General features: G+C 64.6%; 24 protein-coding genes and 2 tRNA genes. 15 read left to right on the top strand and 11 right to left on the bottom strand.

The features are described from left to right. The first annotated feature begins 35 nt into the window (after positions 1-35). Positions 36-767 carry a ThuA domain-containing protein gene (locus tag GS429_RS09575; protein WP_160064970.1) on the top strand — a complete coding sequence of 244 codons (732 nt, stop codon included), beginning with the start codon at positions 36-38 and terminating at the stop codon, positions 765-767. Positions 768-777: 10 nt separating this feature from the next. Here GS429_RS09575 and GS429_RS09570 read toward each other — a convergent pair whose 3' ends face one another. The 3 genes from GS429_RS09570 to GS429_RS09560 all read right to left on the bottom strand — a co-directional run bounded on the left by GS429_RS09570 (position 778) and on the right by GS429_RS09560 (position 3379). After that, a complete protein-coding gene (locus tag GS429_RS09570; RefSeq protein WP_160065178.1) occupies positions 778-2064 on the bottom strand; it encodes a TIGR00341 family protein in 1287 nt (428 codons plus the stop codon). A 79-nt stretch (positions 2065-2143) separates the two neighbouring features. Then, positions 2144-2995 carry an eIF2B alpha/beta/delta subunit family protein gene (locus GS429_RS09565; RefSeq protein WP_160064968.1) on the bottom strand — a complete coding sequence of 284 codons (852 nt, stop codon included), beginning with the start codon at positions 2993-2995 and terminating at the stop codon, positions 2144-2146. Between the two features lie 60 nt (positions 2996-3055). After that, positions 3056-3379 carry a DUF5783 family protein gene (locus GS429_RS09560; protein WP_160064966.1) on the bottom strand — a complete coding sequence of 108 codons (324 nt, stop codon included), beginning with the start codon at positions 3377-3379 and terminating at the stop codon, positions 3056-3058. A 104-nt stretch (positions 3380-3483) separates the two neighbouring features. Here GS429_RS09560 and GS429_RS09555 point away from each other — a divergent pair, with 104 nt between their 5' ends. The 5 genes from GS429_RS09555 (at position 3484) to GS429_RS09535 (ending at position 7553) form a co-directional block, all read left to right on the top strand. Next, on the top strand, positions 3484-3807 hold the full coding sequence (locus tag GS429_RS09555; RefSeq protein ID WP_160064964.1) for a DUF7969 family protein: 324 nt from the start codon (positions 3484-3486) through the stop codon (positions 3805-3807). Positions 3808-4031: 224 nt separating this feature from the next. Further along, complete coding sequence (locus GS429_RS09550; protein ID WP_160064962.1) at positions 4032-5108, top strand: Mrp/NBP35 family ATP-binding protein; 1077 nt, start codon at positions 4032-4034, stop codon at positions 5106-5108. Further along, on the top strand, positions 5105-5455 hold the full coding sequence (locus GS429_RS09545; protein ID WP_160064960.1) for a DUF7976 family protein: 351 nt from the start codon (positions 5105-5107) through the stop codon (positions 5453-5455). Before GS429_RS09550 ends, GS429_RS09545 begins: the two co-directional genes overlap by 4 nt. A 260-nt stretch (positions 5456-5715) precedes the next feature. Then, entirely contained in the window at positions 5716-6735 is a 1020-nt protein-coding gene (locus GS429_RS09540; protein ID WP_160064958.1) for a helix-hairpin-helix domain-containing protein, read from the top strand. Positions 6736-6872: 137 nt separating this feature from the next. Then, positions 6873-7553 carry a uracil-DNA glycosylase gene (locus GS429_RS09535; RefSeq protein ID WP_328821323.1) on the top strand — a complete coding sequence of 227 codons (681 nt, stop codon included), beginning with the start codon at positions 6873-6875 and terminating at the stop codon, positions 7551-7553. A gap of 42 nt (positions 7554-7595) precedes the next feature. Here GS429_RS09535 and GS429_RS09530 read toward each other — a convergent pair whose 3' ends face one another. After that, positions 7596-7835: a hypothetical protein gene (locus tag GS429_RS09530; protein ID WP_160064956.1), complete on the bottom strand. Its 240-nt coding sequence runs from the start codon at positions 7833-7835 to the stop codon at positions 7596-7598. 139 nt (positions 7836-7974) lie between these two features. On the opposite strand from GS429_RS09530, the gene GS429_RS09525 reads away from it, so the two are divergent. Further along, positions 7975-8748, top strand: a complete 774-nt coding sequence (locus tag GS429_RS09525; protein ID WP_160064954.1) for a hypothetical protein — start codon at positions 7975-7977, stop codon at positions 8746-8748. 56 nt (positions 8749-8804) lie between these two features. Beyond that, positions 8805-8888: transfer RNA gene (locus GS429_RS09520), tRNA-Ser, on the top strand. Between the two features lie 208 nt (positions 8889-9096). Here GS429_RS09520 and citE read toward each other — a convergent pair. From citE to glmS, 5 genes are all read right to left on the bottom strand, one after another. Next, complete coding sequence (gene citE, locus GS429_RS09515; RefSeq protein ID WP_160064952.1) at positions 9097-10140, bottom strand: L-malyl-CoA/beta-methylmalyl-CoA lyase; 1044 nt, start codon at positions 10138-10140, stop codon at positions 9097-9099. 79 nt (positions 10141-10219) lie between these two features. Further along, positions 10220-11341 carry a 2-methylfumaryl-CoA hydratase gene (gene mch / locus GS429_RS09510; protein WP_160064950.1) on the bottom strand — a complete coding sequence of 374 codons (1122 nt, stop codon included), beginning with the start codon at positions 11339-11341 and terminating at the stop codon, positions 10220-10222. Continuing rightward, positions 11334-12617, bottom strand: coding sequence for a methylaspartate ammonia-lyase (locus tag GS429_RS09505; RefSeq protein WP_160064948.1), 1284 nt, complete (start codon positions 12615-12617; stop codon positions 11334-11336). Before GS429_RS09505 ends, mch begins: the two co-directional genes overlap by 8 nt. Continuing rightward, positions 12614-14053: a methylaspartate mutase subunit E gene (locus tag GS429_RS09500; protein ID WP_160064946.1), complete on the bottom strand. Its 1440-nt coding sequence runs from the start codon at positions 14051-14053 to the stop codon at positions 12614-12616. The genes GS429_RS09505 and GS429_RS09500 overlap by 4 nt, the downstream gene beginning before the upstream one ends. Then, positions 14054-14509 carry a methylaspartate mutase subunit S gene (gene glmS / locus GS429_RS09495; RefSeq protein ID WP_160064944.1) on the bottom strand — a complete coding sequence of 152 codons (456 nt, stop codon included), beginning with the start codon at positions 14507-14509 and terminating at the stop codon, positions 14054-14056. It abuts the gene before it with no gap. Positions 14510-14648: 139 nt separating this feature from the next. Between glmS and mct the strand changes: the two genes are divergently transcribed. Continuing rightward, entirely contained in the window at positions 14649-15830 is a 1182-nt protein-coding gene (mct, locus tag GS429_RS09490) for a succinyl-CoA:mesaconate CoA-transferase (protein ID WP_160064942.1), read from the top strand. A gap of 212 nt (positions 15831-16042) precedes the next feature. Here mct and GS429_RS09485 read toward each other — a convergent pair whose 3' ends face one another. Continuing rightward, positions 16043-16216, bottom strand: a complete 174-nt coding sequence (locus GS429_RS09485) for a hypothetical protein (RefSeq protein ID WP_160064940.1) — start codon at positions 16214-16216, stop codon at positions 16043-16045. Positions 16217-16577: 361 nt separating this feature from the next. Between GS429_RS09485 and GS429_RS09480 the strand changes: the two genes are divergently transcribed. From GS429_RS09480 to GS429_RS09455, 6 genes are all read left to right on the top strand, one after another. Next, positions 16578-16898 (top strand): DUF5785 family protein, encoded by a 321-nt coding sequence (locus GS429_RS09480; RefSeq protein WP_160064938.1) that lies wholly within the window; start codon positions 16578-16580, stop codon positions 16896-16898. 96 nt (positions 16899-16994) lie between these two features. After that, complete coding sequence (locus tag GS429_RS09475; RefSeq protein ID WP_328821322.1) at positions 16995-17756, top strand: GTP cyclohydrolase III; 762 nt, start codon at positions 16995-16997, stop codon at positions 17754-17756. A gap of 116 nt (positions 17757-17872) precedes the next feature. Further along, positions 17873-18487: a CBS domain-containing protein gene (locus GS429_RS09470; protein ID WP_160064936.1), complete on the top strand. Its 615-nt coding sequence runs from the start codon at positions 17873-17875 to the stop codon at positions 18485-18487. A gap of 139 nt (positions 18488-18626) precedes the next feature. Beyond that, complete coding sequence (locus GS429_RS09465; protein ID WP_160064934.1) at positions 18627-19853, top strand: phosphoglycerate kinase; 1227 nt, start codon at positions 18627-18629, stop codon at positions 19851-19853. Further along, positions 19819-20343, top strand: a complete 525-nt coding sequence (locus tag GS429_RS09460) for a GNAT family N-acetyltransferase (RefSeq protein WP_160064932.1) — start codon at positions 19819-19821, stop codon at positions 20341-20343. The genes GS429_RS09465 and GS429_RS09460 overlap by 35 nt, the downstream gene beginning before the upstream one ends. 11 nt (positions 20344-20354) lie before the next feature. Then, positions 20355-20428, top strand: a tRNA-Thr gene (locus tag GS429_RS09455). Positions 20429-20853: 425 nt separating this feature from the next. On the opposite strand, the gene GS429_RS21815 is transcribed toward GS429_RS09455, so the two are convergent. Continuing rightward, a complete protein-coding gene (locus GS429_RS21815; protein WP_201293993.1) occupies positions 20854-22479 on the bottom strand; it encodes a COG1361 family protein in 1626 nt (541 codons plus the stop codon). Between the last annotated feature and the right edge of the window lie 245 nt (positions 22480-22724).

Below are 22724 nucleotides of genomic sequence, written 5' to 3'. Positions count from 1 at the left end.
GTCGAACTAAAAGGCTGGGTGACGAGAACCGGTCGATGACCAGGGTCACGATCTGGAACGAGTTTCGACACGAGCGCGAAGACGAGGATGCTGCGGCCGTCTATCCGGACGGCATTCACGAGACCATCGCCGACGGACTTCGGAACCACGACGGCGGTGACGGCACCGGCCGCGACGACGCCACCTACGAGATACGGACCGCAACGCTCGACGAACCCCAACACGGCCTCACCGACGCGGTCCTCGAGGAGACGGACGTTTTGCTGTGGTGGGGTCACGAAGCCCACGACGAGGTGTCGGACGCGGTCGCCGAGCGCGTCCAGGAACGGGTCCTCGAGGGCATGGGCCTGGTCGTCCTCCACTCCGGACACTACTCGAAGCCGTTCAAGCGGCTGATGGGGACCACCTGCAGCCTACAGTACCGCGAGGACGGCGCGACAGAGCGCCTCTGGGTCGTCGATCCCGGCCACCCGATCGCGGACGGACTCGAGGAGTATCTCGAGTTGCCGCGGACGGAGATGTACGGCGAACCGTTCGACGTCCCCGAACCGGACCGACTCGTATTCAACAGCTGGTTCGAAGGCGGCGAGGTGTTCCGCAGCGGCTGTTGCTACCGACGCGGAAACGGCCGAATATTCTACTTCCGTCCGGGTCACGAGACGTATCCGATCTACGAGAACGAGACTGTTCAACGAGTGCTTCGCAACGCCGTCGACTGGGCGAGTCCGACCGAAGGGGCCCCGCGGACGTTCGGCGAACGAGAGTAGTCGCGATCGCTCACTCGCTTCGCTGCGTATCGACCAGTTCGACGGCGACCTCGAGTTCGGTCCCGGTGGCCGCTTCCAGCCGCTCCCGAACGGTGTCGGCGAAATCGGGTGGCTCCTGCTCTCCCGGCGGCCGCTCGACGAAGACGATCACCGACGGCTGCCCGCCCGTGTAGACGTCGATCGGTTCGTAGTCGACGTTCCCCTCCCGGAAGGACAGGTCCTCGAAGGCCGGATCGTCGCTCATCGCCTCGAGTTCGGCCTGGACATCGTGTTCGACCGCGGCGGCCTGGTAGGTGCCGTACGTAACGCCGCCGAGGACGAGCGACAGGACGGCGATGGCGGCGAGGAGCACGACGACGCGCGAGCGCAACCGGCCGTACGCGTGATCGACCCGCTCCGTTCGGTGCGGACGGTACCCCGAAAGCCACAGCAGGATCAGCGCGGTCAGGTTGATCGAGAGCAGGTTGACGAGGACGAGCGTGCCGGCGGTGAGGATCACCGTCGGATGCCCCCAAGCGATACCGAGACCGGCGGTGGCGGCCGGCGGGACGAGCGCGACCGCGATGGCCACGCCGACGAGCACCGAGCCGACGTCGCGGACGAGGCTGACGACGCCGGCGACACCCGAGCCGAGCGCGAGAAACAGCGCGAGAACGCTCGGCGTGGTTCGCTCGCTGATTTCGGGAACCGTCGTGATATCGAACCCCGGCGGGAGTAACACCGTCCCTCTGAGTGCCCACCCGATCACCGCCGCCGTCGCGACGGCGACGCCGAGGCCAGCCACCTGCAGGACCACTCCCCGTGTCGCGAGCGCGTCGTCGTCGACGACGACGCCCACGCTGGCGGTCAGTGCCGGCCCCATCAACGGCGCGACGACCATCGCGCCGATGATGGTCGCCGCGGAATTGAGCAACAGGCCGGCCGTCGCGATGGCCGTGCTAACCACGAGCAAGACGAAGTACGTCGACGCGGCGGGGGCGAGATCGGCCGCCCGCGACTGGAGCTCCTCCCGGGAGATTCTGGTGCCGTCGAACTCGCGAGTCAGTTCGTCCGTTCGGCTCGAGACGATCGTTTCAGCGGCCGTAACGACCGTGTACGACTCCTCGTCGAGACCGGCGTCTCGAAGCTTCGAGAGAAACGGTTCGACGGCGGCCGGCGGGACGGGGACCGAAACGAGTGCCTCGAACTCTCCGCGACTCGTCTGTTCGGAGACGGCGTAATCGACTCCCGTTTCCTCCGCTGTCTCGAGGACGAGTTCCAGATCCCCCGACGGGACGAACACCTGTACGAGACGCATGGCGGCCATACCACACAACCGGGTTTAGGCTGTCGCCACGGGAGCGTGATTGTCCGCGCCCCGTGGACTTCGCGAAAAGCTAGAACTCCCGGCGACCCTCGTCGGTGACGACGCTCTCGAGCAGTTCGACCGGGGTCGCGTCGTAGTTCGGGTTCTTGACCGCGAACCCTTCGGCGGGTTCCGGCATGACCTCGCTGCCCGACCGGAACTCGTTTTCGAAGACGAATCCCTCGCTGACGATTTTCGACGCCGATCCCAGGACGGTCACCGGCACGTCGAGTTGGGCGGCCGTCGACGCGATCGGGAACGTTCCCACGCGGTTATACAACGTGTCGTCGACGATGCAGTCCATGCCGACGACGACGCGGTCACACTCCTCGAGGTAGAGGCCGCTCGCGCTGTCGGTGATGAGCGTCGTCTCGATATCGTCGATATCGGCGAGCGCCCGCGCCGTCTTGCGGCCGATATACCGCGGTCTAGCCTCCGTGATGTACACCTCGAAGGATTTTCCGGCGTCGACGGCTCGCTCGAGGGCTTCGAGAACGGTCGAGGAGTAGTCGTGAGTCAAGAGCGTCGCGCCGTCCGCGAGCGTTTCGACGGCGTTTTCGGCCGCCAGCCGCTTGCCCGATTCGACCCGAGAGACGACCTCGTCGATCTTCTCGCTCGTCAGGCGTTTGGCCGCCTCGACGCTCTCGGGATCGGCGTCGGTGACGTCGTCGACGACCTCGCGAACCGCGTTCTGTAGCGAGGCGTGGGAGGCGTTCGCTCGCCGCAACACCGAGCCGTTGCGCTCGAGCGCGCGGACGTACTCTTCGACGGTCGCGAACTCCCGTTCGACAAGTTCCTCGAGGGCCTGGGTCGCGCGTACGGCGACTACCGAGGAGCTGTGTGTCTGCATGTCCCGAATTTCCTCGGCCGTCTCGTCGATCATACCTGCACGAATTCCCGTCAGCGCAAAAGGTGTTCGGGTCCGACTCGGCTCGGGACGTGCTCAGTCGGCCGATTCGAACCCGAAGATCCGCGCCAGTTCGTTCTCGATTCGGTCGACGAGTGCCTCGAGGACGGCGTCGAACTGGTCGTGGTCGGCGACCGCGCCGACGCGTTCGCGGGGCTCATCGGGCAACTCGACTCGGAACTCCCCCTCACCCTCGTAGAACGGTTCGCTCTCGCTCAACACCCGCCGGTCGACGGCACGGAGCACCTCGGACTCGTATCGTCCGTGTAACTCCTGATACGCGTTCGAGTACGCGGTCTCGAGTTCCTCGAAGTAGTGGACGTACTTGTCTTCGAACTTTTCGGGATCGAAGTCGGCCATAACTGTGGTGGGAGAGGCAGCCGGTAAACGGTTCGGAAACGGGCCCGGGTGGGAGCATAGCCGCGTCCCGCAGGCTTACATCCTCGAGACGCCTAGGGCCGTCGATGACCGTCACCGTCCGCTACACCTGTCCCCACTGCAACGCCGTCGTGAGCCTCGAGCGGCCGCCGGACCTGGCGGATCGCTCCGTGACAAAAGTGACACAGCCGGGCTGGGAGTACGCCGAACCGAACGACCCGGACCGCGAATCGGCCGACGGAATCGAGTTCATCTGCGGCGAGGATGGCCCGGTCACCGACCTTGAGGGCGAACCGATCGAGGGCTGTGGCCGCCCCTTCTATCTGAACTTCGTCCGGTACGAGCAAGGTGTCGAACTCGACCCCGATCCGGCGACGTACGGCGGTCCGCGGTTCGACTTCAACGCCTGAGACGGACTGCTGTGCTGATGTCCCGGAGAACCACAGCGGGTCCTGACTTCGCCAGCGGTAATAGGACCCAGCCCGTATGACTACGGCTGGTTACCGAACTCGAGGACCCATCCCGCGACCGACCGGACAACACGGCTTCGAACGTCGGTGAGACCAACCGCGAGACGACGCGACGGACGGTACGCGAACACAACCCTTTTCGACGCTGGGAAGAACCTACAGGCATGGACGAAGCCGCCGTTCGCGACCGCCTTCGGACGGTCGAAGATCCGGAACTCGGCGACGATATCGTGTCGCTTGGACTCGTCAACGACATCAGCGTCGACGGCGAGCAGGTCGATATCGACCTCGCACTCGGTGCCCCCTACTCACCGACCGAAAGCGATATCGCCGGCGAGATCCGCGAACTCTTCCTCGAGGAGGGCGTCGATCCGGAGCTCTCCGCGAGCATTCCCGACCGGGACGACTTCGAAGGGGAGGACCAGGTACTGCCGAATGTCAAGAACGTTATCGCCGTCGCCTCCGGGAAGGGCGGCGTCGGCAAGTCGACCGTCGCGGTCAACCTCGCCGCCGGCCTCTCACAGCTCGGTGCACACGTCGGGCTCTTCGACGCCGACGTCTACGGCCCGAACGTGCCGCGGATGGTCGACGCCGACGAGCCGCCGATGGCCACCGAGGACGAAACGCTCGTCCCCCCGGAGAAGTACGGCGTGAAGCTGATGAGCATGGCCTTCTTGACCGGCGAGGACGATCCGGTCATCTGGCGCGGCCCGATGGTCCACAAGGTCATCACCCAGCTCACCGAGGACGTCGAGTGGGGTCACCTCGATTATCTCGTCATCGATCTCCCGCCGGGGACCGGCGACACGCAGCTGACGATGCTTCAGACGATGCCCGTTACGGGTGCCGTGATCGTCACGACGCCCCAGGACGTCGCGCTGGACGACGCCCGCAAGGGCCTCGAAATGTTCGCCAAGCACGACACCGTCGTGCTCGGAATCGCCGAGAACATGTCGACGTTCGCCTGCCCCGACTGCGGCGGCGAACACGACATCTTCGGCTCCGGCGGCGGCCGAGAGTTCGCCGACGAACACGAGATGCCGTTCTTGGGGTCGATCCCCCTCGATCCGGTCGTCCGAGAGGGCGGCGACGGCGGGAAGCCGACGGTGCTCGAGGACGAAAGCGCGACGGGTGATGCGTTCCGAACGATCACCGAGAACGTCGCGAACAACACGGGGATCGTCCACCGCCGCGGCGTGTCACAGACCAGACGCAACGAAGCGGTTTCGACCGACCAATGACCACGAACGGAGATTCCGGTGTCGAAGCGGAAGCGAAAGCAGGATCGGAAGCAGAATCGGGATCGGAAGCAAAAGCGGACACGGAAGCGGAACCCGAACCCGAAGACACCGACGCCGCCGATAGCGGCCCCGACCCCGCGTTCGATCCCGACCCTGAACGCGTCGCCGCGCTGCGCGAGGTCGCCGACGATGTCCGCGCCGAGACCAGCGAGAGCAAACAGCTCGCGAACATTCTCTACCGGACCAGCGACCTCTACGACCCCAACGAGGAGACGACGCCCGAAGAGATCATCCGCAACGTCAAGTTCATTCTCGAGGTCACCGAACGCGGCGGGCTCGAGCGCTGAACGCGACGCAACGTTCGACCGACCGTTGACACCGCCACACCGACAGAGGAGTCCACTCTGTCCACCTCTGTCAACCACTGTCCTCTCGACTGATGTTCCGTCCAGTGACTCCTGGGTCGGGACTAAGAACGCTCTGTACCATCGAATGGTCTCTAATGGCAATACAAACCGTTTAGGGGTGTTGCTTATCCTCTATGGGTGTGTTCGTTTGGGTAGGACCCAGCAGCGAGGGACTCACCTCGTCACTGACACCACTTCCAATGACTAATACAACCACACCAATCGAAGCCACGTTCGAACTGCAGCGCCAGTCGATCAAACAGAGCCAGCAACTGTTCGAGCAGGGACTCGAGTTTCAGGAAAACATCGCCGAAACGACCCTGCAGAATGGATTCGCGGCACAGCGAAGCGCCCAGCGTCAGGGCACCGAACTCACCCGACAGTTCTTCGACGCCCACCTCGAGGCCCTCGAGTCGGCGCTCGACGCCGAGACGTTCGACGTTCGCTCGACCGTCGACCAGCAGTTCGAAGACGGAACCCAGCAGACCCAGGAACTGTGGAACGACCAGTTCGAACAGGGGATGAAACAGACGCAACAGCTGCTGAACGAGCAGTTCGAACAGGGGGCGGCGCTGTTCCAGCAGTTGCTCCACGCCCAGTTCGACGCCCTCGAGTCGGCCCTCGACGAGGACGGGGTCGACGTTCGCTCGACCGTCGACCGGCAGTTCGAGGCGTTCGAACGGAACCAGGACGAAGCCTGGGCGGAGTTCGAGTCGGACTTCCTCGAGGCGGTCGATGGCCTCACCGACCAGCAGAAGACGCTGCTCGCGGAGTCGACCGAGTCGTTCCTCGAGGCTCAGCAGGAGACCGAACAGCAGACCATCGAAGGCGTCCGGCAAGCCGAAGAAACCGCCGAAACCGTCCAGCAGCAGACGGAAGAGGTCATGCAGACGACCCAGCAACAGAGCGAGATGCTCGTCGAAGCGACACAGGAGGGGACACAGGATCTCGTCGGTGAGGCGGCCGAAGCCACCGACGAGATGGCCGCCGAAACCGCGGACGCGATCGAAACCGCAGCCGAAGGCGGGACCGAGGTCGTCGAGGAGAATCTACAGGCCCTCGAGGGCGTCGGTCAGACCTACGCCGACCGCCTCGCCGAGGCCGGCATCGAGACGATCGACGACCTCGCCGATGCACAGGCGAGTGCCATCGCGGCGGCCGCGAATATTTCGGAAGCACAGGCGACGAACTGGGTCGAGGCCGCTCAGTCGCAGTCGTAGGGCGGTCGGTCGAATCGCTGTCCGTGCAGTCTGGAGCCTCGATTTCTCACCGTTTTCCTAACCGAATACCAACGGGTGCGTCGTGAACAGGCCGACACGAACGCGTCGCTTTTGGGGCTCTGCCCCGAGAGGCGAGTGTGGACGCGAATCAGCGATCTCGAGCGAACCCCTACGGTATGGACGAGGAGTGCCGGAACTGTCCGGCGCTCTGTGAGACGCGTACGCAGGTCGTCCACGGCTACGGCGACGTCGGCGCGGACTTTCTGTTCATCGGCGAACGACCGACGCCGACCGCCGACGAGGTGGGCGTCCCGCTTGCGGTCTCCGATGATGGGACTGCTGACGGCAGGAATGGCAATGAAAACGGAGACGCCGCCTCAGGAACCACCCTCCGGCGAATGCTCGAACGCCTCGGCCTCTGCGATTCGACCTCGCCGCCGGAGCAGCCCTGTCTCGAGAACGTCTACCTGACGAACCTCACCCGCTGTCGCGACCCCCAGCGGAAGCCGACCGACGAGGAGATCGGCAACTGCGACCCCTACCTCAACGCCGAGATTCGGATGATCAACCCCGAGATCCTGATTCCGGTCGGCGAACGGGCGCTGACGGAACTCGGGACGGAGTACACGACGACGCCGGTCGACGAACTCGACGTGACGGCGGATCACGGACAGCGCATTCGCGGCCGCGGGTTCGAACTCGTCCCCATGATCGACCCGCGCGAACAGTCCGACGCACAGACCCAGGCGTGGCTCGAGGCGTTCGTCGCGCTCATGGCGTCGGACTATCGACAGACGAAGGGGCAGCGAGATCGGTAGTTAACGTGGAGCCGCGTACGATTGGTGCGGAAAAGGTCCGGACTACCAGTAGGGGCCTTCCAGCCACCGCTTGGAGCGCACGCCGAGTGCGATCAGTGTGCCGACGACGAGAACCACGACCGCGAGGACACCGAGCGTCGGGAGGAAGTACTCGCCGCCGGTCTGGAGCAGGTAGCCATCCACGACCCCCCAGAGCCCGAGCACCGCCAGTCCGGCGATGGTCAGGGTCCCGAGCAGTCCGACCGAACCGGGAATCGACCGCGTGACTGATTGATCGTCCATACCGGATGTCTGCCGCCCCATCACTATAATTCGTCCGCCATCGCTCGTCGGTCCGGTCGCTGTTGTCTGATTTCGAGCTATCTACGTAGCGAGCGCCGGAAGCGCCGCGTTCAAGGGTCGCGCACTCGGAGACTGAACCATGATCGTCGTCGTTCCGGTCGATCCACCCCGGGAGGGACTCGTGTCGTCGTCGCTCGTCGACCAAACGCCGCTTTCGGCCGCCGAAGCGCTCGCGCTCTACGAGGCGAGCGTCGTCGACGTCCTTCGGGCCGTCGCGGCCAGCGGCGGCGACCTGCTGGTCAACTACCGCGACGCGGAGACGCTGCCCCGGTCGGTCGCCGACGGCGACGGCGACCCCGAAGCCGAAGTCCGCGCGCTGGCCGTCGACGCCCTCGGCGACTTTGACGAAGACACCGACGCCACGACCGACGGCGGCGTCCGATTCGAACGACAGGTCGGCTCGAGTCGCGCCGCCCGGGTGGGCAACACCGTCACCCACCTGCTCGAGCAAGAGGCGGCGAACAGCGTCGGGGTTCTCGAGCCGACGGCGTCGCTCGTCGGACGGACCCAGGTCGACGGCGCGGCGATGTCGATCCGCCGGAACGAGGTCGTCCTCGGGCCGTCATCGGACGGTCGCGTCTATCTCGCGGCCGTTAGCGAGCCGATCGACTTCACCGACGCGTACGCAGTTCCCGAAATGTCCACGCTGGCTACCCGGGCGGACGCGGCGGGGCTCAGCGTCGGGTTCGCCCCGATGCTTCCGTCCGTGGCGACGCCTGCGGGGCTTCGGTCGACGGTCGCCCTGCTCGAGGCCCGACGGACCGCGGCAAAACCCGGTGCCGAGGCGACGGCCGCATTCGTGGACGAACTGGGGCTGACGATCGGGGACGAAGAATCGCTCGAGCGGGAGTGAGTTCCGCGACGGGAGACCGACAACCCTTTTTGAACGGACGGAAAAGGAAGCGGTGAGGTGGGGTGGCAGAGCGGCCTAACGCGCCTGCCTTGAGAGCAGGTGGCTGTCAAGCCTCATGGGTTCAAATCCCATCCCCACCGTTTTTCCGCGACCAACGCAATGGCCGTAGCCATTCGAGACGGCCGGGGTCGTGAGTATGCAACGAAACGATGGAACTCGAGAGGACGAGTGCCGGCCGTTGTGGCAGGCTTTATAGTCGCTTTGCGCCCGCTCTCGAGGCTGTGTGCACGAACAAAAGCACTGCGAGCGTCGAACCGGACGCCAATCGACGCGAGACGTTATTGGTCGCTATTGATAGGACAACTCGAGGTCGCGCGCTCGGCTCAGCAGCTCCTCGTCGTAGTAGTCCTCGGTCTGTTCTGGCCGGGTCTCGTCTATCGCGCGGACCTGCTGGACCGTGTTTCGGAACACTTTGAACGTGGCCTCGTCGACCATCTGGCCGTCCAGCGTGACCGCGCCGGTGCCCTCGCGTTTGGCCTCGTTGAACCGTTCGATTTTGCTCACGTCGCGCTCGAGTTCGTCCTCGTTCGGCATGTGGATGGTGTTCGCCTGAATTGTCTGTTTGGGATACAGCGACCAGGAGCCGTCGAGACCGAGGTGGGCCTCGTGTTCGACCTGGTCCGCGTAGGCGTCGGCGTTGTAGTAGGTCAAACCGGCGCGCTCCTTGAACAGATCGTCGAAGGGGCCGCCGATACAGAGCAAGTCGCCGGCGCTGGCCTCGTTCGAGAGCGCCTCGAGCAGCCCGTCCCAGCGCGGACGACCGTCGCCCAGGTCTCGAGCGCCGAGTTCGGCCGCGTAGTCGACGGGGCCGAAGACGAGTGCGGTGAGCCGGGATTCCGCGCCGAATTTGGAGATTTCGCGCAGGTCCGAGCGGGCGCGTCCGGTCTCGACGATGATCGAGAGCCGGATCGAGCCCTCGTCGTACCCGTGTGCGTCCTCGGCTTCCGCGACGGCTTCGGCGGCGCGCTCGACGTCCTCGATGCGACCGACCTTGGGGACGACGACGCCGTCGATGTGGTCGCCGATTTCGCCGACGAGTTGGTCGATCTGCTCGCGACCGCGGTCGCGGAAGGAGGCGTCCTCGTAGCTCCACTCGACGCGGGGCCAGATTTCGCCGGCGAACTCGTGTTCGGGGACGAGATCGATCGTGTTCTCGAGGCCCTCATCTTTCATGTTCGGCGCGGTGCCGTCTTCCATGTCGGGGACGAGCCAGTCGGGAGCCTGGAACCCCTCAGCTTCGAGGCCCGAGCGCAGGTACTTCGCCGAATCGTCTTTGGGAACGGCGGCCGGTGCGGTCTGGAAGGTTCGGCAGAGTCGGATGTCTTCGGTCATGGCTTGTGAGTAGGTGTGGTGTGAACGTATGTGTCGTCTGTCGTTTGTCGTCTATCGTCTGGGTGGTAATCGACTGGAGTCAGTTCGGACGCTTCCGAATCTCCGCGGTTCGGGTACCCGAGTAAACTGGTTCGTCGTTCTGGTTGAACGCGATATGTTCGAACCGGACGGTACCGGCCTCGTCGCTCGAGGCACCGCTCTCGGCCTCGAGTACGCGCGTAAAGGCGTAGACGGTGTCGCCCACGGCGACGAACGTGTGGAACGATTCGTCATCGAAGCCGACCTCGCGCCACGTCTCCTCGTCGGATCGGGCGTGGCCCAGCGCGGTCGACCGGGTGACGTCCCCGTAGGTGACGATGTCGCCCGACGGCGAGTCGGCCATGACGTCGACGTTGTGGTGCTGTTTGGCCGTGTTCAACGTTGACAACGGCAGGGAGGCGACGGTGACGTCGTCCTGCGTGCGGCCGCGCTCGTGGCGGTAGGCCACTGCGGCGTTCTCGTCGGCGGCCGTCTCGAGTGCCTCGGCGAAGTCCTCGTAGTAGCCACCGTCGGGAGTAATGAACTCGTCGGAGAGTTCGGGACCGTCGTCTGCCTCGGCGGCAGCAGCACCGCTTCCGTCCGTTGCAACGGGATCACGCCGCGGGATCATGTTCGTGCGCTCGTAGGAACAGAGCACGTCGCCCGTCTCGGCGTCTTTCCCGCGGGTCCGCCAGGAGACGATGCCGTACTCGGGACGGGAACTCGAGGTCGCCCGGTTGACGACCTCGCTCTCGACGTGGAGTTCGGTGCCGGCGTAGACGGGTGCCTCGGGGAACCGGACGTCGGTTCGCCCGAGGAAGTAGCCGCCCTTCTCGCTTAGATCCTCGACGGTGATGCCGAGCGTGGCGGCGGTGAGGTAGTCCGGGTGGATCGGGGGATCCTCGAACCCGCGGGCGCGTGCGGCGTCAGTCCGCCAGTAGGCGGGGTCGTGGTTCAGGGTCTGACTCATCCACTGTTCGTTGCCGAACCGGGTGAGCGTGAGTCCGGGGTCGTGTTCGATGACGTCGCCTTCTTCGAAGTTCTCGAAGTAGTTTCCCTTCTCCTTGGTCTCTGCCTGCTCAAGCGCCTGTGCGAACGTGTCGGGATCTGTCCAATCAATCGATCGCGGTTCGCTTCGCTCTCCGCTCCCGTTGTCGGAATCCCGTTGTGATTCCCTAGTCATCTGCGGTAATTTCGTCGGTGTCGGTCGGCTGCTGTTCGCGTTCGCGGTTCCGTCGCGCGATCGTTCGGCGCATCTCGTTTTCGACGATCATGTACCCTTCGTCGAAGCCCATGCCGGGCTTTGCGAGCACCTGCGCCGCGTTCGTCGCGAGCGCGACGTGGGCGCAGGCACGTGCGGACGTTTCCGTCTCGTTGCAGGTCCCGCCGAGGTAGGCTCGAGTCTCGGTTCCTTCGCAGTAGCGGACGGCCTGCCCACTGCGGTGAATCCCGCCCAGATCGGGGGTCTTGATCTGGACGATGTCGGCCGCCTCGTCGTCGACGAACGCCCTGACGTCCTCGAACGTGTTACACCACTCGTCGGCGACGATATCGACCGAAACGCCCGCGTCTGCGAGCCCCTCGCGGAGTTCGACCATCGCCTCGATCTGCGCTTCGCGGTCGCCGACGTCCATCGGGCCCTCGATCTGGAGCGGGTACGGCGCGGCGGCGTCCTCGAGGCCGGCGAAGTAGTCGACGACCTCCTCGCGATCGTAGGGCGCTCCGAAGACCTCTCCGATCATGCCGTAGACGTCGATGTGGAACCGCGGTTCGTAGCCGTCGGGGCCGAGTTCCTGGGACCGCTCGGTGAGCCACTCGACGTACTCGAGTAAGGTCTCGCCGCGCTCGCCGATCTTTTCGACGCTGTTGATCAGCGCGTGTGGCAGGACGGGGACGCCCTTGACGAACATCTTTTCCGTGTTGTTGTACCGGTCGTCACCGGACTGGCCGAAGACGGGCACCGGCTCCGTCGCGGGGTCGGTGCCGAGCGCGTCGGCCATCACGTCCGTCTGCGTCGTGTTCTCGGCTTCCGCTGCGGCGGCCAGAAGCGCCTGCGAGACGCCGTACCGGATCGCCGTGTGGAGCCGATCACCGTCGACCTGCAGCTCCTCGAGCAGTTCCGCGTTCGCGAGGAACTCGGTCGCATCCCGCCCCTCGAGTTCGTCGGCGACGGCTCCCCCGATGACGGGAGCGTACGCCTCGGCCTGAAACAGCGGATCGCGGCCGCCGGTGCCGGAGTACTGGACCGCCGCGCAGTCGCCGCGGACGACGGTGCTGTCTGCGAGTTCGATATCGACGATAATCGATTCGCCGGCCTGGCGAATCTCGTCGAAGCCGTCGGTGACGGGCTCGCCGTCGTAAGTGAACCCGTCCTGCTGTGCGCCCTGCTTGATCGCGCGCTGGTCGTCGAAGAAGAACCCGGAGAATCCGGGCGTGGCGTGGACTCCTGTAATCTTCATAGTTTGAGCTCTCCCTGCGGTCGGCCGATGAGTTTTCCGTCGCTGATCGCGTCGACGTCGTCCGCGACCATGCGGAACGACTGTTCGCGGCCCTCGGTATCCGCACGCTGGGACAGGCGGGCCTTGTGAATCTCCTTGATATCGTCGTCCATCGCGAGGTCGGCCCACTCGAAGATTCGGACGCGACCGTCGTCGTCCCGCGCCGGCAACACGGCTCCCGCCGCGCTGTCGCTGGGGGCAAAGGGCACGTCGAGCGCGCCGGAATCGAACGCCTTGAGCGTCCCCTGTACGACGTCGCCGTCGCCGTGCTCGAAGATGGTGTCCATCAGACACCGCGTCTCGCGTTCGATCAGGTCCTGTTCCTCGGCGATGCCGTCGATGTCGATCTTCTGCTCGATCGCCATGTCGATGACCTGCCGCGTGGTTCGCAGGCCGGCGGAGTTCGCCTCCTTCGTCGGGACGCCCTGGAACTCCTGGGGGGACTTGGTGATGACCTTGTCCGGTTGAGCGATGGCGGCGGTCATCCCCCCGAGGCTGATGACGCCGTTGGCGCGAGCCTCGTCCGGCGGGAAGCCGCCCATCCACTCGTGAAAGACCGTCGTGACGCACACCTCGTCGGGCAGGTACTCGTCGCCCAGCTTCTTCAGGGCGTTTAGGGCGGCGACGTCTTGGACGACGTTCCCGACCTGCCCGTAGCCGAGCGTGATCGAACGCACGCCCTGGGTCGCCGCGAGCTGGCCCTCGACGATCATGATCGCGATCGCGATCGAGGGCGGAACGAGGGTCCCCGTGAGCGGGCCGAACGGCTCGCGGTTGATCCGAACGCCGCGTTCGGTGTACGCCCCCGCGAGCCGATCGACGAACTGCCACTTCTCGATGGTCTCCTCGAGCCCGTGGCGTTTCGTGTACGGAATGTTGTACGAAATCGGACCGCCCTCGAAACTCTGGAAGCCGCCCGCGAAGGTGATCGCCGCGAGGAGGCGTGCGTCCGGCGTCCCGTGGCGCACCTCGATCGGCGCGTCGATCGCGTCGATTAGCTTCCGGCAGCCGTCGATGCCGTGGTTGACCGCCGGAAAGCCGTTGAGCGTGTCGTCGCCCGTCTCGCGGGCCTTCTCGAGGCCCTGCTGGGCTTTTCCGTACTCGTTGTCGCGCGTGTACGAGTCGATCGTGGTCGGCAGGAGATCGGCTTTCCCCTCCTCGTGGAGGTACCGGAGGAGTTCGATCTGGTCGTCGAGCCGGGGAACCCCGGCTCGTGGTTGCAAGAGCGGTTTGTCGGCCGACTCGAGGACGTCCGCGAATCGCTTGTGTGCGGGCAGCGATTCGTGGTACTCGATAGCGTCCTCGAAGTCGACGTCCGCGCCGGTATCCCAGCCGGACCGAATTTCTTCGTCGATGCGCCGTAGCTCGTCGGACGGAATACGTTCGTCTCGTATCATCTAGGAACTGATAGTAGCACGTTCCGACTCGGTCGGTGTGATCTGGAGGTCCTGCCGGAGCGCCTCGATGGCGTCTTCGGGATCGGTCTCGGAATCGAAGACGCGATCGAAGCCCAGCTCCCGGAACGTCCGCCGGGTCTGGTCGAACTCGTCTTGCCCGACGGCGAGGTTGCCGCCGATGTAGGTGACGGCGTCGACGTCTGCCGCCTCGAGAACCTCGTGGAAGCCCTGGCAGTCCTGCTCGGCGTGGCCGTAGAGCGAGGAAACCAGTACGGCCTCGGCGTCGTGGTCTACCGCCGCCTCGGCGAACTCCTCTTGGGAGGTCTGGACACCGAGGTTGATGACGTCGAAGCCCGCTGCGCTGAAGGCCTGCTCTAGGATTGTGATTCCAACGACGTGGGCGTCGGAGCCGATCACGCCGAGGACGACCGTTTGGGACATCGTATTCGGAATCATGATGGATGGGGCTATAAAGTTAATGATCTTCCATGATAATACTCCTTAAACATCCTAACAGCGTCCCTATGTGACACTGTGTCAAAGTTCATGATCTATGGTAAAGGTTTAGGTACTCTCATCTGAAACGGGGCTGTACATGGGAGCGCTTTCGAACCTGCGCGTGCTGGATCTGACTCAGGTGCTCGCCGGGCCGTACTGTACGATGCTACTCGCCGATATGGGTGCAGACGTCGTCAAGATCGAGCGGCCAGGCGGAGACATGATTCGCTCGAACCCCCCCTTCGTCGACGACCCCGAGGGCGAAGCCTACGGCGGCTACTTCCAGAGCGTCAACCGGGGCAAGAAGAGCATCGAACTGAACCTCGGCGACGAAGACGATCGCGCGGACTTCCTTTCGCTCGTCGAAGAAGCCGACATCGTCGTCGAGAACTACCGCTCGGGGACGATGGAGAAGTACGATCTCGGTTATGAAACCTTGACCGAGTACAACGAGGAGCTTATCTACTCCTCGATCCGCGGCTTCGGCGACCCGCGCACGGGCGAGACCCACCGACAGGGCCAACCCTCCTTCGACCTCATCGCCCAGGCGCTGGGCGGCGTCATGGAGACCACCGGCCAACCGGACGGTCCACCGACGAAAACCGGCCCCGGCGTCGGCGACCTCTTTACGGCCACCCTGAACTGCATCGGCATCTTAGCTGCGGTCAACCACCGCGAACAGACCGGCGAGGGCCAGTACGTCGACACCGCCATGTACGACTCGATGCTCAGCTTCACCGAGCGCGCTATCTACCAGCAGTCCTACACCGGCGAGGCCCCCACCCGCGGCGGGAACTCCCACCCCACGCTGTTTCCCTACAACGCCTTCGAGACCGACGACGGCTACGCCGTCATCGCCGCCTTCAACAACAACCACTGGGCCGAACTCTGCAACGTGATGGACCGCGAGGACCTGGCCGAGGCGTATCCGACCACGCCCGAACGACTCGAGAACCGCGACTCCCTCCGGGCGGAACTCGCCGACTGGGCGGTCGAGCAGACGAACGAGGAACTCGTGAGCAAACTCGAGGGGCGCGTGCCCGCAGCCAAGGTCCAGACCACCGAAGAAATCTTCGAGGATCCACACGTTCACGCTCGAGACATGCTCGTCCCCGTTGAACAGCCCGGCGCCGACCGCGAGGTCGAGATCGCCGGGAATCCGATCAAGATGAGCGAGACGACGCCACGGCCGCGCGGACGGGCGCCGTTACTGGACGAACACCGCGAGGACGTGCTGGGTGAGAGCGAAGAGAAGGCGGAGACGACGGCGGACGACTGATACGGACTGCTGTCCCGATTTTCCGGTGCGACCCAGGACGGTTGCGGTTGAACCGGCACTGGCGGATGGCGGCCGGACGAGTCGACTTCGGGCGTTTTTGTAACTGCTGCCAAAGCCGGAGATCAGCCCGGATCAGCGAGACGAACACGAAAGAGCCGCCGGACCTGGAGACGGAAAATCGAACAGCAAGACACGCTCCCTCGAGCCCGCTGCTACTCGGACTCGAGCGTCTCGGGACTGACTCGGCAGCCGCAGGGACTCGCAACGCCCTCGAGCGGTTCGCTGACGGTCACCGTCACGACGGGGGATCCGCAGGCCGAACAGACGGGAAACGAAGACCCGTCGGATTCGTCGACTGATGACTCCTCGGAGGTCTCGATGGTCACGTCCGGTCACCGCCGGGAGCACTGGTGAGTGGTGAACCGAGAGTGCGAACGAACTGCCGTGCGGGATGAGTATCTCCCGCCGTATTGGCTGTGATCATGGCTTCGAACGGTCGGACTGAAGCGGTGCGTCTCAGCGCTTCCCGTACCCGACAGGATTCGGTCCCCTCGCCGCTCGAGGAGTGGCGTCCGTTCTAATTGCTGACTTGTATTAACTTATATCCACCGCTAACTGTTCGGAATCCGTAAGGAAAAGTCGGACCCGTTTCCAAATCGACGGCGAACGCGGAGCGGCCACCGGTCCGAATCCGACTCGCGGCTGCGGAGAGTAATCCTTTTGCGGGACCCCTACGCACGTCGAGGTATGGACTGGCCACACGATCCCGACGGCGAGGAAGGGAGCGAAGGGATGCGCAAGTACGATATGCGGATCATCGCCGACAAAGTCGACGACGAGGAGGACTTTCCGCTGAACCGCGACGAGTTCGTCGAGGAACACGGTGACGACCCGATCCGAATCAACTACCAGACGGTCGTCCCGATGCGTGAGATCTTCGACTACGTCGAGGTCGAGGAGTTCGAGACGATTCTCGACATGCACAAGGCAGTCGGCAAGGCGATGCGCGCCGGTGACTTCTGGGAGTACCACCCGAAGGGTGCAGACCCCGAAACGAAACACGCGTAACTACGCACTCGACGCGGAAACCGCAGCTTTCTCGACCCCATCACGAATCTGGATTACGTATCGCTTATACGATGGCGTTCGAAAGACTCAGTCACCGTGACTAATACGCAGGTTACGCTCGTTCAGATCGACAACTACGGGCCGTGGACGGTGACCCCGGAACCTCGCAGAGAGGCCGACCTCCAGACGCTGCAGTCTCGGCTCTACGCCGACATCTCCCAGTTCGTCGGTAACCGCGACGGCTACGTCTTCTTCACTCGCTTCGACAACATGATCGCCGTCACGAACGGTTGCTCGCTCGAGGACCACGAACTCCTACAGGAGTCCGTCGGCAACCGCTACCCCGTAACGCTCAGCCTCGGCGTGGCGACCGGCACCAGTCCGGTACAGGCGCTCGCCGACGCGACCGAACGCGTCCAGGCGGCCGGCAGCGCACAGGACAAGGACCGACGGGAGTGTCTCGACGGCCGAGTCATCGAGGATCCCCACCGAACCGACGAGGACCTCCAGATCGCTCACTTCGATGTCGTCAACGCGACGGGCAACTACACGGACGAACTCAACGCCTTCGACACGTTCATCGAAATCGAGCAGGGGTACGCCGAACTCATGCGACACATGCGCTACGCCCACGATAGCCTCTCCTTTTTCGTCGGCGGCGACAACATCATCGTCGTCTGCCCCGACCTCGAGGAAGACGACTACGAGGAGGCGATCCACCACGTCGACGAGGCCGTCGACGTCGAACTGCAGGTCGGCGTCGGCCGCGGGAAGAGCGCCCACGACGCCGGCTTCGCCGCGAAACACGCCCTCGAAACCTGTCGGGCCGACGGCACTCGAGTCGAACTCGAGTGGTAACCCGCCCGCGACTCGGCCGATAGACGACTCGAGACGTCGAATTACCAATCTTCGATCTGGATTTGCTTAAGTGTGGCGGGGGTAGCTTTTAGCCTGTCTGTGGGTAATGTTCACACATGGAATCAGAACTGTCGGTCAGGGACGTCCTGACGAACGAATACGTCGGTGTCAGCGAGTCAGACACCGTTCGCGGCGCAGTGTCGCTCATGCGCGAGGAACGAGCGAGTTGCGTACTCGTCGTCCGCGGGTCGGAACCGGTCGGCATCATGACCGAGTGGGACGTACTCGGCGTCGTCGACGACGCCCACGACCCGGGTGAGACGACCGTCGGCGACGTGATGACGTCGCCCGTTATCACGTTCGATCCGAACCGGTCGCTGACCGACGCGGCGAACACGATGGCCCGCGAGAACATCCGTAACGTCGTGGTCGAGGGCGACGACGGCGTGTTGGGACTGGTCACCCAGCGAGACGTCATCGCCGCTGCGGGTTCCTTCCAGGCTACCATGACACCGACGCGCTCGAACACGCCGCCGATCGAACAGGACCGACCGGCCGACGAGCGCGCGATCCAGTCCGCGGCATCCCCCGAAGACGTCGAGACACAGGTGCTCCCGAACGGCGGCGACGAGTACACGACGCAGGGCGTTTGCGAGGCCTGTGGCTCCCTGGCGGATTCGCTGTGGGACGCCAACGGCCAACTGGTCTGTGCGGACTGTCGGACAGTCTGACAGGTCTGCCTACAGAGTGTCGGCGCCACCGCGGCGTTTTTTGCTCGTCTTCGGAGGGGTCAGACGCGATATCACCAGCTACCGACAGCGATTTCTCCGATGGAAAGACCTTTCGGGTACGGCGGTGGACTGGTCGATAATGATCGATACCCTCGACGACTTCGACGTCGAAGGGACCACCGTTGGCGTCCGCGTCGACGTCAACAGCCCCATCGGTGACGACGGCACCCTCGCCGACGACGCGCGACTCCGCGCCCACGTCGACACCCTCTCGGAACTGCTCGAGCGTGGCGGCCGGGTTGCCGTGCTCGCTCACCAGGGCCGTCCCGGCGGTGACGACTTCGTCGCTCTGGAATCTCATGCCGACCGACTCGCCGAGTTACTCGAGCGGCCCGTCGACTACGTGGATGCGACGTTCAGCGACGCCGCCCGCGAGACCGTTCGCAACCTCGACGACGGCGACTGCGTCGTCCTCGAGAACACCCGCTTTTACAGCGAGGAGTACATGGAATTCGAACCCGAGCGCGCCGCCGAAACCCACCTCGTGGAGGGGCTCGCGCCGGTGCTCGACGCCTACGTCAACGACGCCTTCGCCGCGGCCCACCGCTCACAGCCCTCGCTCGTCGGCTTTCCGACGGTCCTGCCGGGCTACGCCGGCCGCGTCATGGAGTCGGAACTCGACGTTCTGGGCTCGATCGAGGCCACGCCGGAACCGCGCGTCTACATCCTCGGCGGGGCGAAAGTCTCCGACTCGATCGACGTCGCCTGGTCCGTCCTCGAGAAGGGCCTCGCCGATCACGTCCTCACCGCGGGCGTCGTCGGGAACGTTTTCCTCATCGCCGACGGCGTCGACCTCGGCGACGCGAGTTCCGATTTCATCTACGATCAGGGCTACTGGGACGAGATCGACCGCGCCGCCGACCTGCTCGACGCCTACGGCGAACAGGTCGCCCTCCCGCGGGACGTCGCCGTCGAGCGCGACGGGGATCGACACGAACTCGGCGTCAACGCGCTCCCGCCCCAGGACGGCGAAGCCGCTATGGACATCGGCAACTCGACGCTCGCCTACTACCGGCGGATTCTCGAGGACGCCGAAACGGTGATTCTCAACGGCCCCGCCGGCGTCTTCGAGGACGAGAACTTCGAGCAGGGGACCCGACAGCTCTACGGTGCCGCGACGGCGGTCGAGACGAGTATTGTCGGCGGCGGCGACACCGCCTCTGCGCTGCGCCGACTCGGCGTCGACGGCTTCTCTCACATCAGCACCGGCGGCGGCGCTGCCCTGCGGATGCTCACCGCGGAACCGCTCCCCGCCGTCACCGCTCTCGAAGATGGACCCCAACAACAACAGCCGGCCGACGATTGAACGCGCCACGCAGGACGATATCGACGCCGTCGCCGATCTGTGGGTTCGGCTGGCTCGCGATCAGCGCGAGTACGAGTCGTTCGTCCGCGCCGCCGACAACCGCGAGACGATGCGAGAGACGCTCGCCGCCCATCAGGTCAACGACGGGCTGCTCGTCGCCCGCCTCGGCGACAGTATCGTCGGCTTCGCCTCGTTTACCATCGAGCGCGGCTCGCTCGAACTCGACGCTACGCGCGGGCTTCTGTCGAACCTCTACGTCGACCCGGCCTACCGTGATCACGGGCTCGGAACCGCCCTGCTCGAGGCCGCCGAGGAGACGCTCACCGAACGAGGCGCGGCGGTGATGGTCCTCGAGGTGATGGCCGCGAACGAAGCCGCCCGGCGGTTTTACGAACGCCAGGGGTACGACACGTACCGAGTCGGGATGAAGCGCTCGCTCGAGAACGACGCGTCGTCCAAAAACGATACACATTCAAAGGAGGACGGCTAATCGAAAACTGCGCCAGGGGAGCATGGGCGGTTCATGCACTCGACTTGTAATCGAGACTCCCGGGGTTCAAATCCCCGCCCTGGCTTAAATTCTCAGGTTCAAACCTACGCCTGAGCGACGACTTTCCTCTTAATTCGTTGTGTGCAAAAATGCCAGCCGGTGACGGCTGACGTTGGAACAATTGATGATCGGGTGACGAGAGGTGATGTCTCAGAGTTGAACCCCCGTTCGTGGCAACGACAGGTGTTCGACTCTCGTCATTGCTATGAAGGTCGCTGATAGTGAAAGGTTTATTCCCAAATTATGTAGGTGGCTTCGCCACCGGTAGCGTACTCTCGAGTCAGTGACGCGCCAGACCGGCCGGTATCGGCCGACAACCGTCGGCTTACGGACTGGTCTCCGTCTCATCGCGTCCCTCACTGGAAGCCACTCCACTGCACCCACAATACGGGGACGACGTCGTCCGTTCACCAAGCGTTCAGCCGGCGACGGCGGTGGACCCGCCGTCGGCTACCCGCCGGTTCCCCACACCTGAACGGTGCGTTCGTCCGTGCTGCCGTCGGTTTCGACCCGCACAGGGAACGACTGATCGTTCGGTACGGGAGCCGTCTCGAACTCGAGGACAACCGTTTCGCTCCTTTCGGCCGCGACGGTCACGGACCGGCTATCGACCAGTGTCGGGTCGTGGCCGACGATGAGATCCACCGACCGGGTGAGTTCCTGATCCCCCGCGTTCTCGCAGTCGACGGTCACCTCGAGCAGCTCGCCCGCGTCGACGGGGTCGTTGACCCCGGTGATGGTTACGTCCAGTTCCGGCGCGGCCGCCTCGGTACCGATCACTTCGACCGTTCGCTCGTCCGAATCGTCGGGACCCTCGACGCGGACGGGGAACGTCTGCGTCCGCGAGACCACCGCCGTTTCGAACTCGAGAACCACCGTTTCGGTCGCCCCGCCGTCGACGGCGACGGTTCGGGTATCGACCCGCTGGGGATCGTGACCGACGATCAGGTCGACCGACTGTTCGACCGGCTCGGTGCCGGTGTTCTCACAGTCCGCGGTCACCTCGAGAATCTCGCCCGCGTCCACGGGATCGTTCGTCGCCGTGATCGTCAGATCGAGTTCGGCGTCACCGGTACCGATGGTCGGATCGACGGCCTGCCACACCGAGTCGCCGGCGAACGTTCCGTCGCTCGTGATCACCCATGGGATGATGTGGCAGGTGTGACAGAACCCGCCGTCGACGGTGAGCGTCGCCGTATCCGTGGCCCCCGAGACCTCACTCTCCCCGAGGATGACGTCCGCCTGGCTGAGCCACCAGACGACGCGCTCGAGGTTCTCGTCCGGATCGGCGACGTCGACCTCGAGCGTGGTGGTTTCGTCGCGGTCGGCTTCGAGCGTGCCGGGCTCCGGTCTCGCGCCCTCGATGGTGGGCTCGGCGAGACCGTCCGGCGTGACGGTAACGGTCCAGCTCGCTCGGTACTGTTCGCCGTCGATTTCGACGCCGGCGACCACGTCGTGTGTTCCCGCCGTGTCGAACGTCTCCTGCCAGTAGTGGGCGGCTTGCTCCACATAATAGACGGCCTGCCACGGACTCGCCAGCGTGTCGCCGACGCGCTCGCCGTTGACCCACCAGACAGTGGTCTGGGACGCGTCTGGATCGGTCCCCCCGACTTCGAAGTGGACCGTCGTCTCCGGCTGGACGGCGAGTTCTCGGTCGGGGAAGCGCCGTTCGCCGTCCAGTTCCTCGACGCCGAGCAGTCGAACGGTCCGTTCGTCCGCGTCGCCGTTGGCTTCGACGCGGAGCGTCACGTCCTCGTCACGCGCGACGGGCTCGGTCCGATAACTCGAGGAGAACGGTCGTTCCGTCTCCCCGGGGTCGACCGTCAGCGTCACGCTTCCCGCCGGGTCGCCGTCGACGAAATACTCCAGCGTCGGCCGGGCCGACCGGTCCGTCTGGTTCTCGACTTCGACGGTCCACTCGAGCAGGTCCCCACCGGCGACCGTCTCCGAGGCTTCGACGATTCGGACGGATACCGGCGTCTCGTTGCTCTCGGATGCTACTGCTGCGGTTCCGACGTAGGTGGCCGGGACGATACTTCCAGCCGCAACCCCTCGCAAAAGCGTTCGTCTGTTCACGTGTCTCCCTCAACCCGTCGCCAGCCCGAATCAGACCAAAAGTACGTGCGACCGTTGTACAACCAAATTGGATATTTGAGTCATGTGATTACTCCTGTAGCTTTGATGGGAGCCGTTACCGGACTGTTGGCACCGATTAACAACGAGAGCAGGACTACACCGGTCGCCGCAGCGAAACGGTCGCGTCGGAGCGAACGGGGGCGGAGTCGAGTCGAGGATACGACTCGAGTGATTGCTCGGGACGA

The organism is Natronorubrum halalkaliphilum, assembly GCF_009834785.1.
Taxonomy (GTDB): Archaea; Halobacteriota; Halobacteria; order Halobacteriales; family Natrialbaceae; genus Natronorubrum; species Natronorubrum halalkaliphilum.
Note: the sequence above shows the minus strand (reverse complement) of the source record. Positions and strands in the feature narration are given on the sequence as shown.

Bases quoted from the DNA above. Each gene is read 5' to 3' on its own strand.
- mct (WP_160064942.1), top strand. From the start codon at position 14,649: ATGGGAGCGCTTTCGAACCTGCGCGTGCTGGATCTGACTCAGGTGCTC.
- citE (WP_160064952.1), bottom strand. From the start codon at position 10,140: ATGACCGAAGACATCCGACTCTGCCGAACCTTCCAGACCGCACCGGCC.
- GS429_RS09545 (WP_160064960.1), top strand. From the start codon at position 5,105: ATGACCACGAACGGAGATTCCGGTGTCGAAGCGGAAGCGAAAGCAGGA.
- GS429_RS09565 (WP_160064968.1), bottom strand. From the start codon at position 2,995: ATGATCGACGAGACGGCCGAGGAAATTCGGGACATGCAGACACACAGC.
- GS429_RS09500 (WP_160064946.1), bottom strand. From the start codon at position 14,053: ATGATACGAGACGAACGTATTCCGTCCGACGAGCTACGGCGCATCGAC.
- GS429_RS09560 (WP_160064966.1), bottom strand. From the start codon at position 3,379: ATGGCCGACTTCGATCCCGAAAAGTTCGAAGACAAGTACGTCCACTAC.
- GS429_RS09550 (WP_160064962.1), top strand. From the start codon at position 4,032: ATGGACGAAGCCGCCGTTCGCGACCGCCTTCGGACGGTCGAAGATCCG.
- GS429_RS09570 (WP_160065178.1), bottom strand. From the start codon at position 2,064: ATGCGTCTCGTACAGGTGTTCGTCCCGTCGGGGGATCTGGAACTCGTC.
- GS429_RS09525 (WP_160064954.1), top strand. From the start codon at position 7,975: ATGATCGTCGTCGTTCCGGTCGATCCACCCCGGGAGGGACTCGTGTCG.
- GS429_RS09505 (WP_160064948.1), bottom strand. From the start codon at position 12,617: ATGAAGATTACAGGAGTCCACGCCACGCCCGGATTCTCCGGGTTCTTC.
- GS429_RS09465 (WP_160064934.1), top strand. From the start codon at position 18,627: ATGATCGATACCCTCGACGACTTCGACGTCGAAGGGACCACCGTTGGC.
- GS429_RS09480 (WP_160064938.1), top strand. From the start codon at position 16,578: ATGGACTGGCCACACGATCCCGACGGCGAGGAAGGGAGCGAAGGGATG.
- GS429_RS09575 (WP_160064970.1), top strand. From the start codon at position 36: ATGACCAGGGTCACGATCTGGAACGAGTTTCGACACGAGCGCGAAGAC.
- GS429_RS09530 (WP_160064956.1), bottom strand. From the start codon at position 7,835: ATGGACGATCAATCAGTCACGCGGTCGATTCCCGGTTCGGTCGGACTG.
- GS429_RS09460 (WP_160064932.1), top strand. From the start codon at position 19,819: ATGGACCCCAACAACAACAGCCGGCCGACGATTGAACGCGCCACGCAG.
- mch (WP_160064950.1), bottom strand. From the start codon at position 11,341: ATGACTAGGGAATCACAACGGGATTCCGACAACGGGAGCGGAGAGCGA.
- GS429_RS09540 (WP_160064958.1), top strand. From the start codon at position 5,716: ATGACTAATACAACCACACCAATCGAAGCCACGTTCGAACTGCAGCGC.
- GS429_RS09470 (WP_160064936.1), top strand. From the start codon at position 17,873: ATGGAATCAGAACTGTCGGTCAGGGACGTCCTGACGAACGAATACGTC.
- GS429_RS09555 (WP_160064964.1), top strand. From the start codon at position 3,484: ATGACCGTCACCGTCCGCTACACCTGTCCCCACTGCAACGCCGTCGTG.
- glmS (WP_160064944.1), bottom strand. From the start codon at position 14,509: ATGATTCCGAATACGATGTCCCAAACGGTCGTCCTCGGCGTGATCGGC.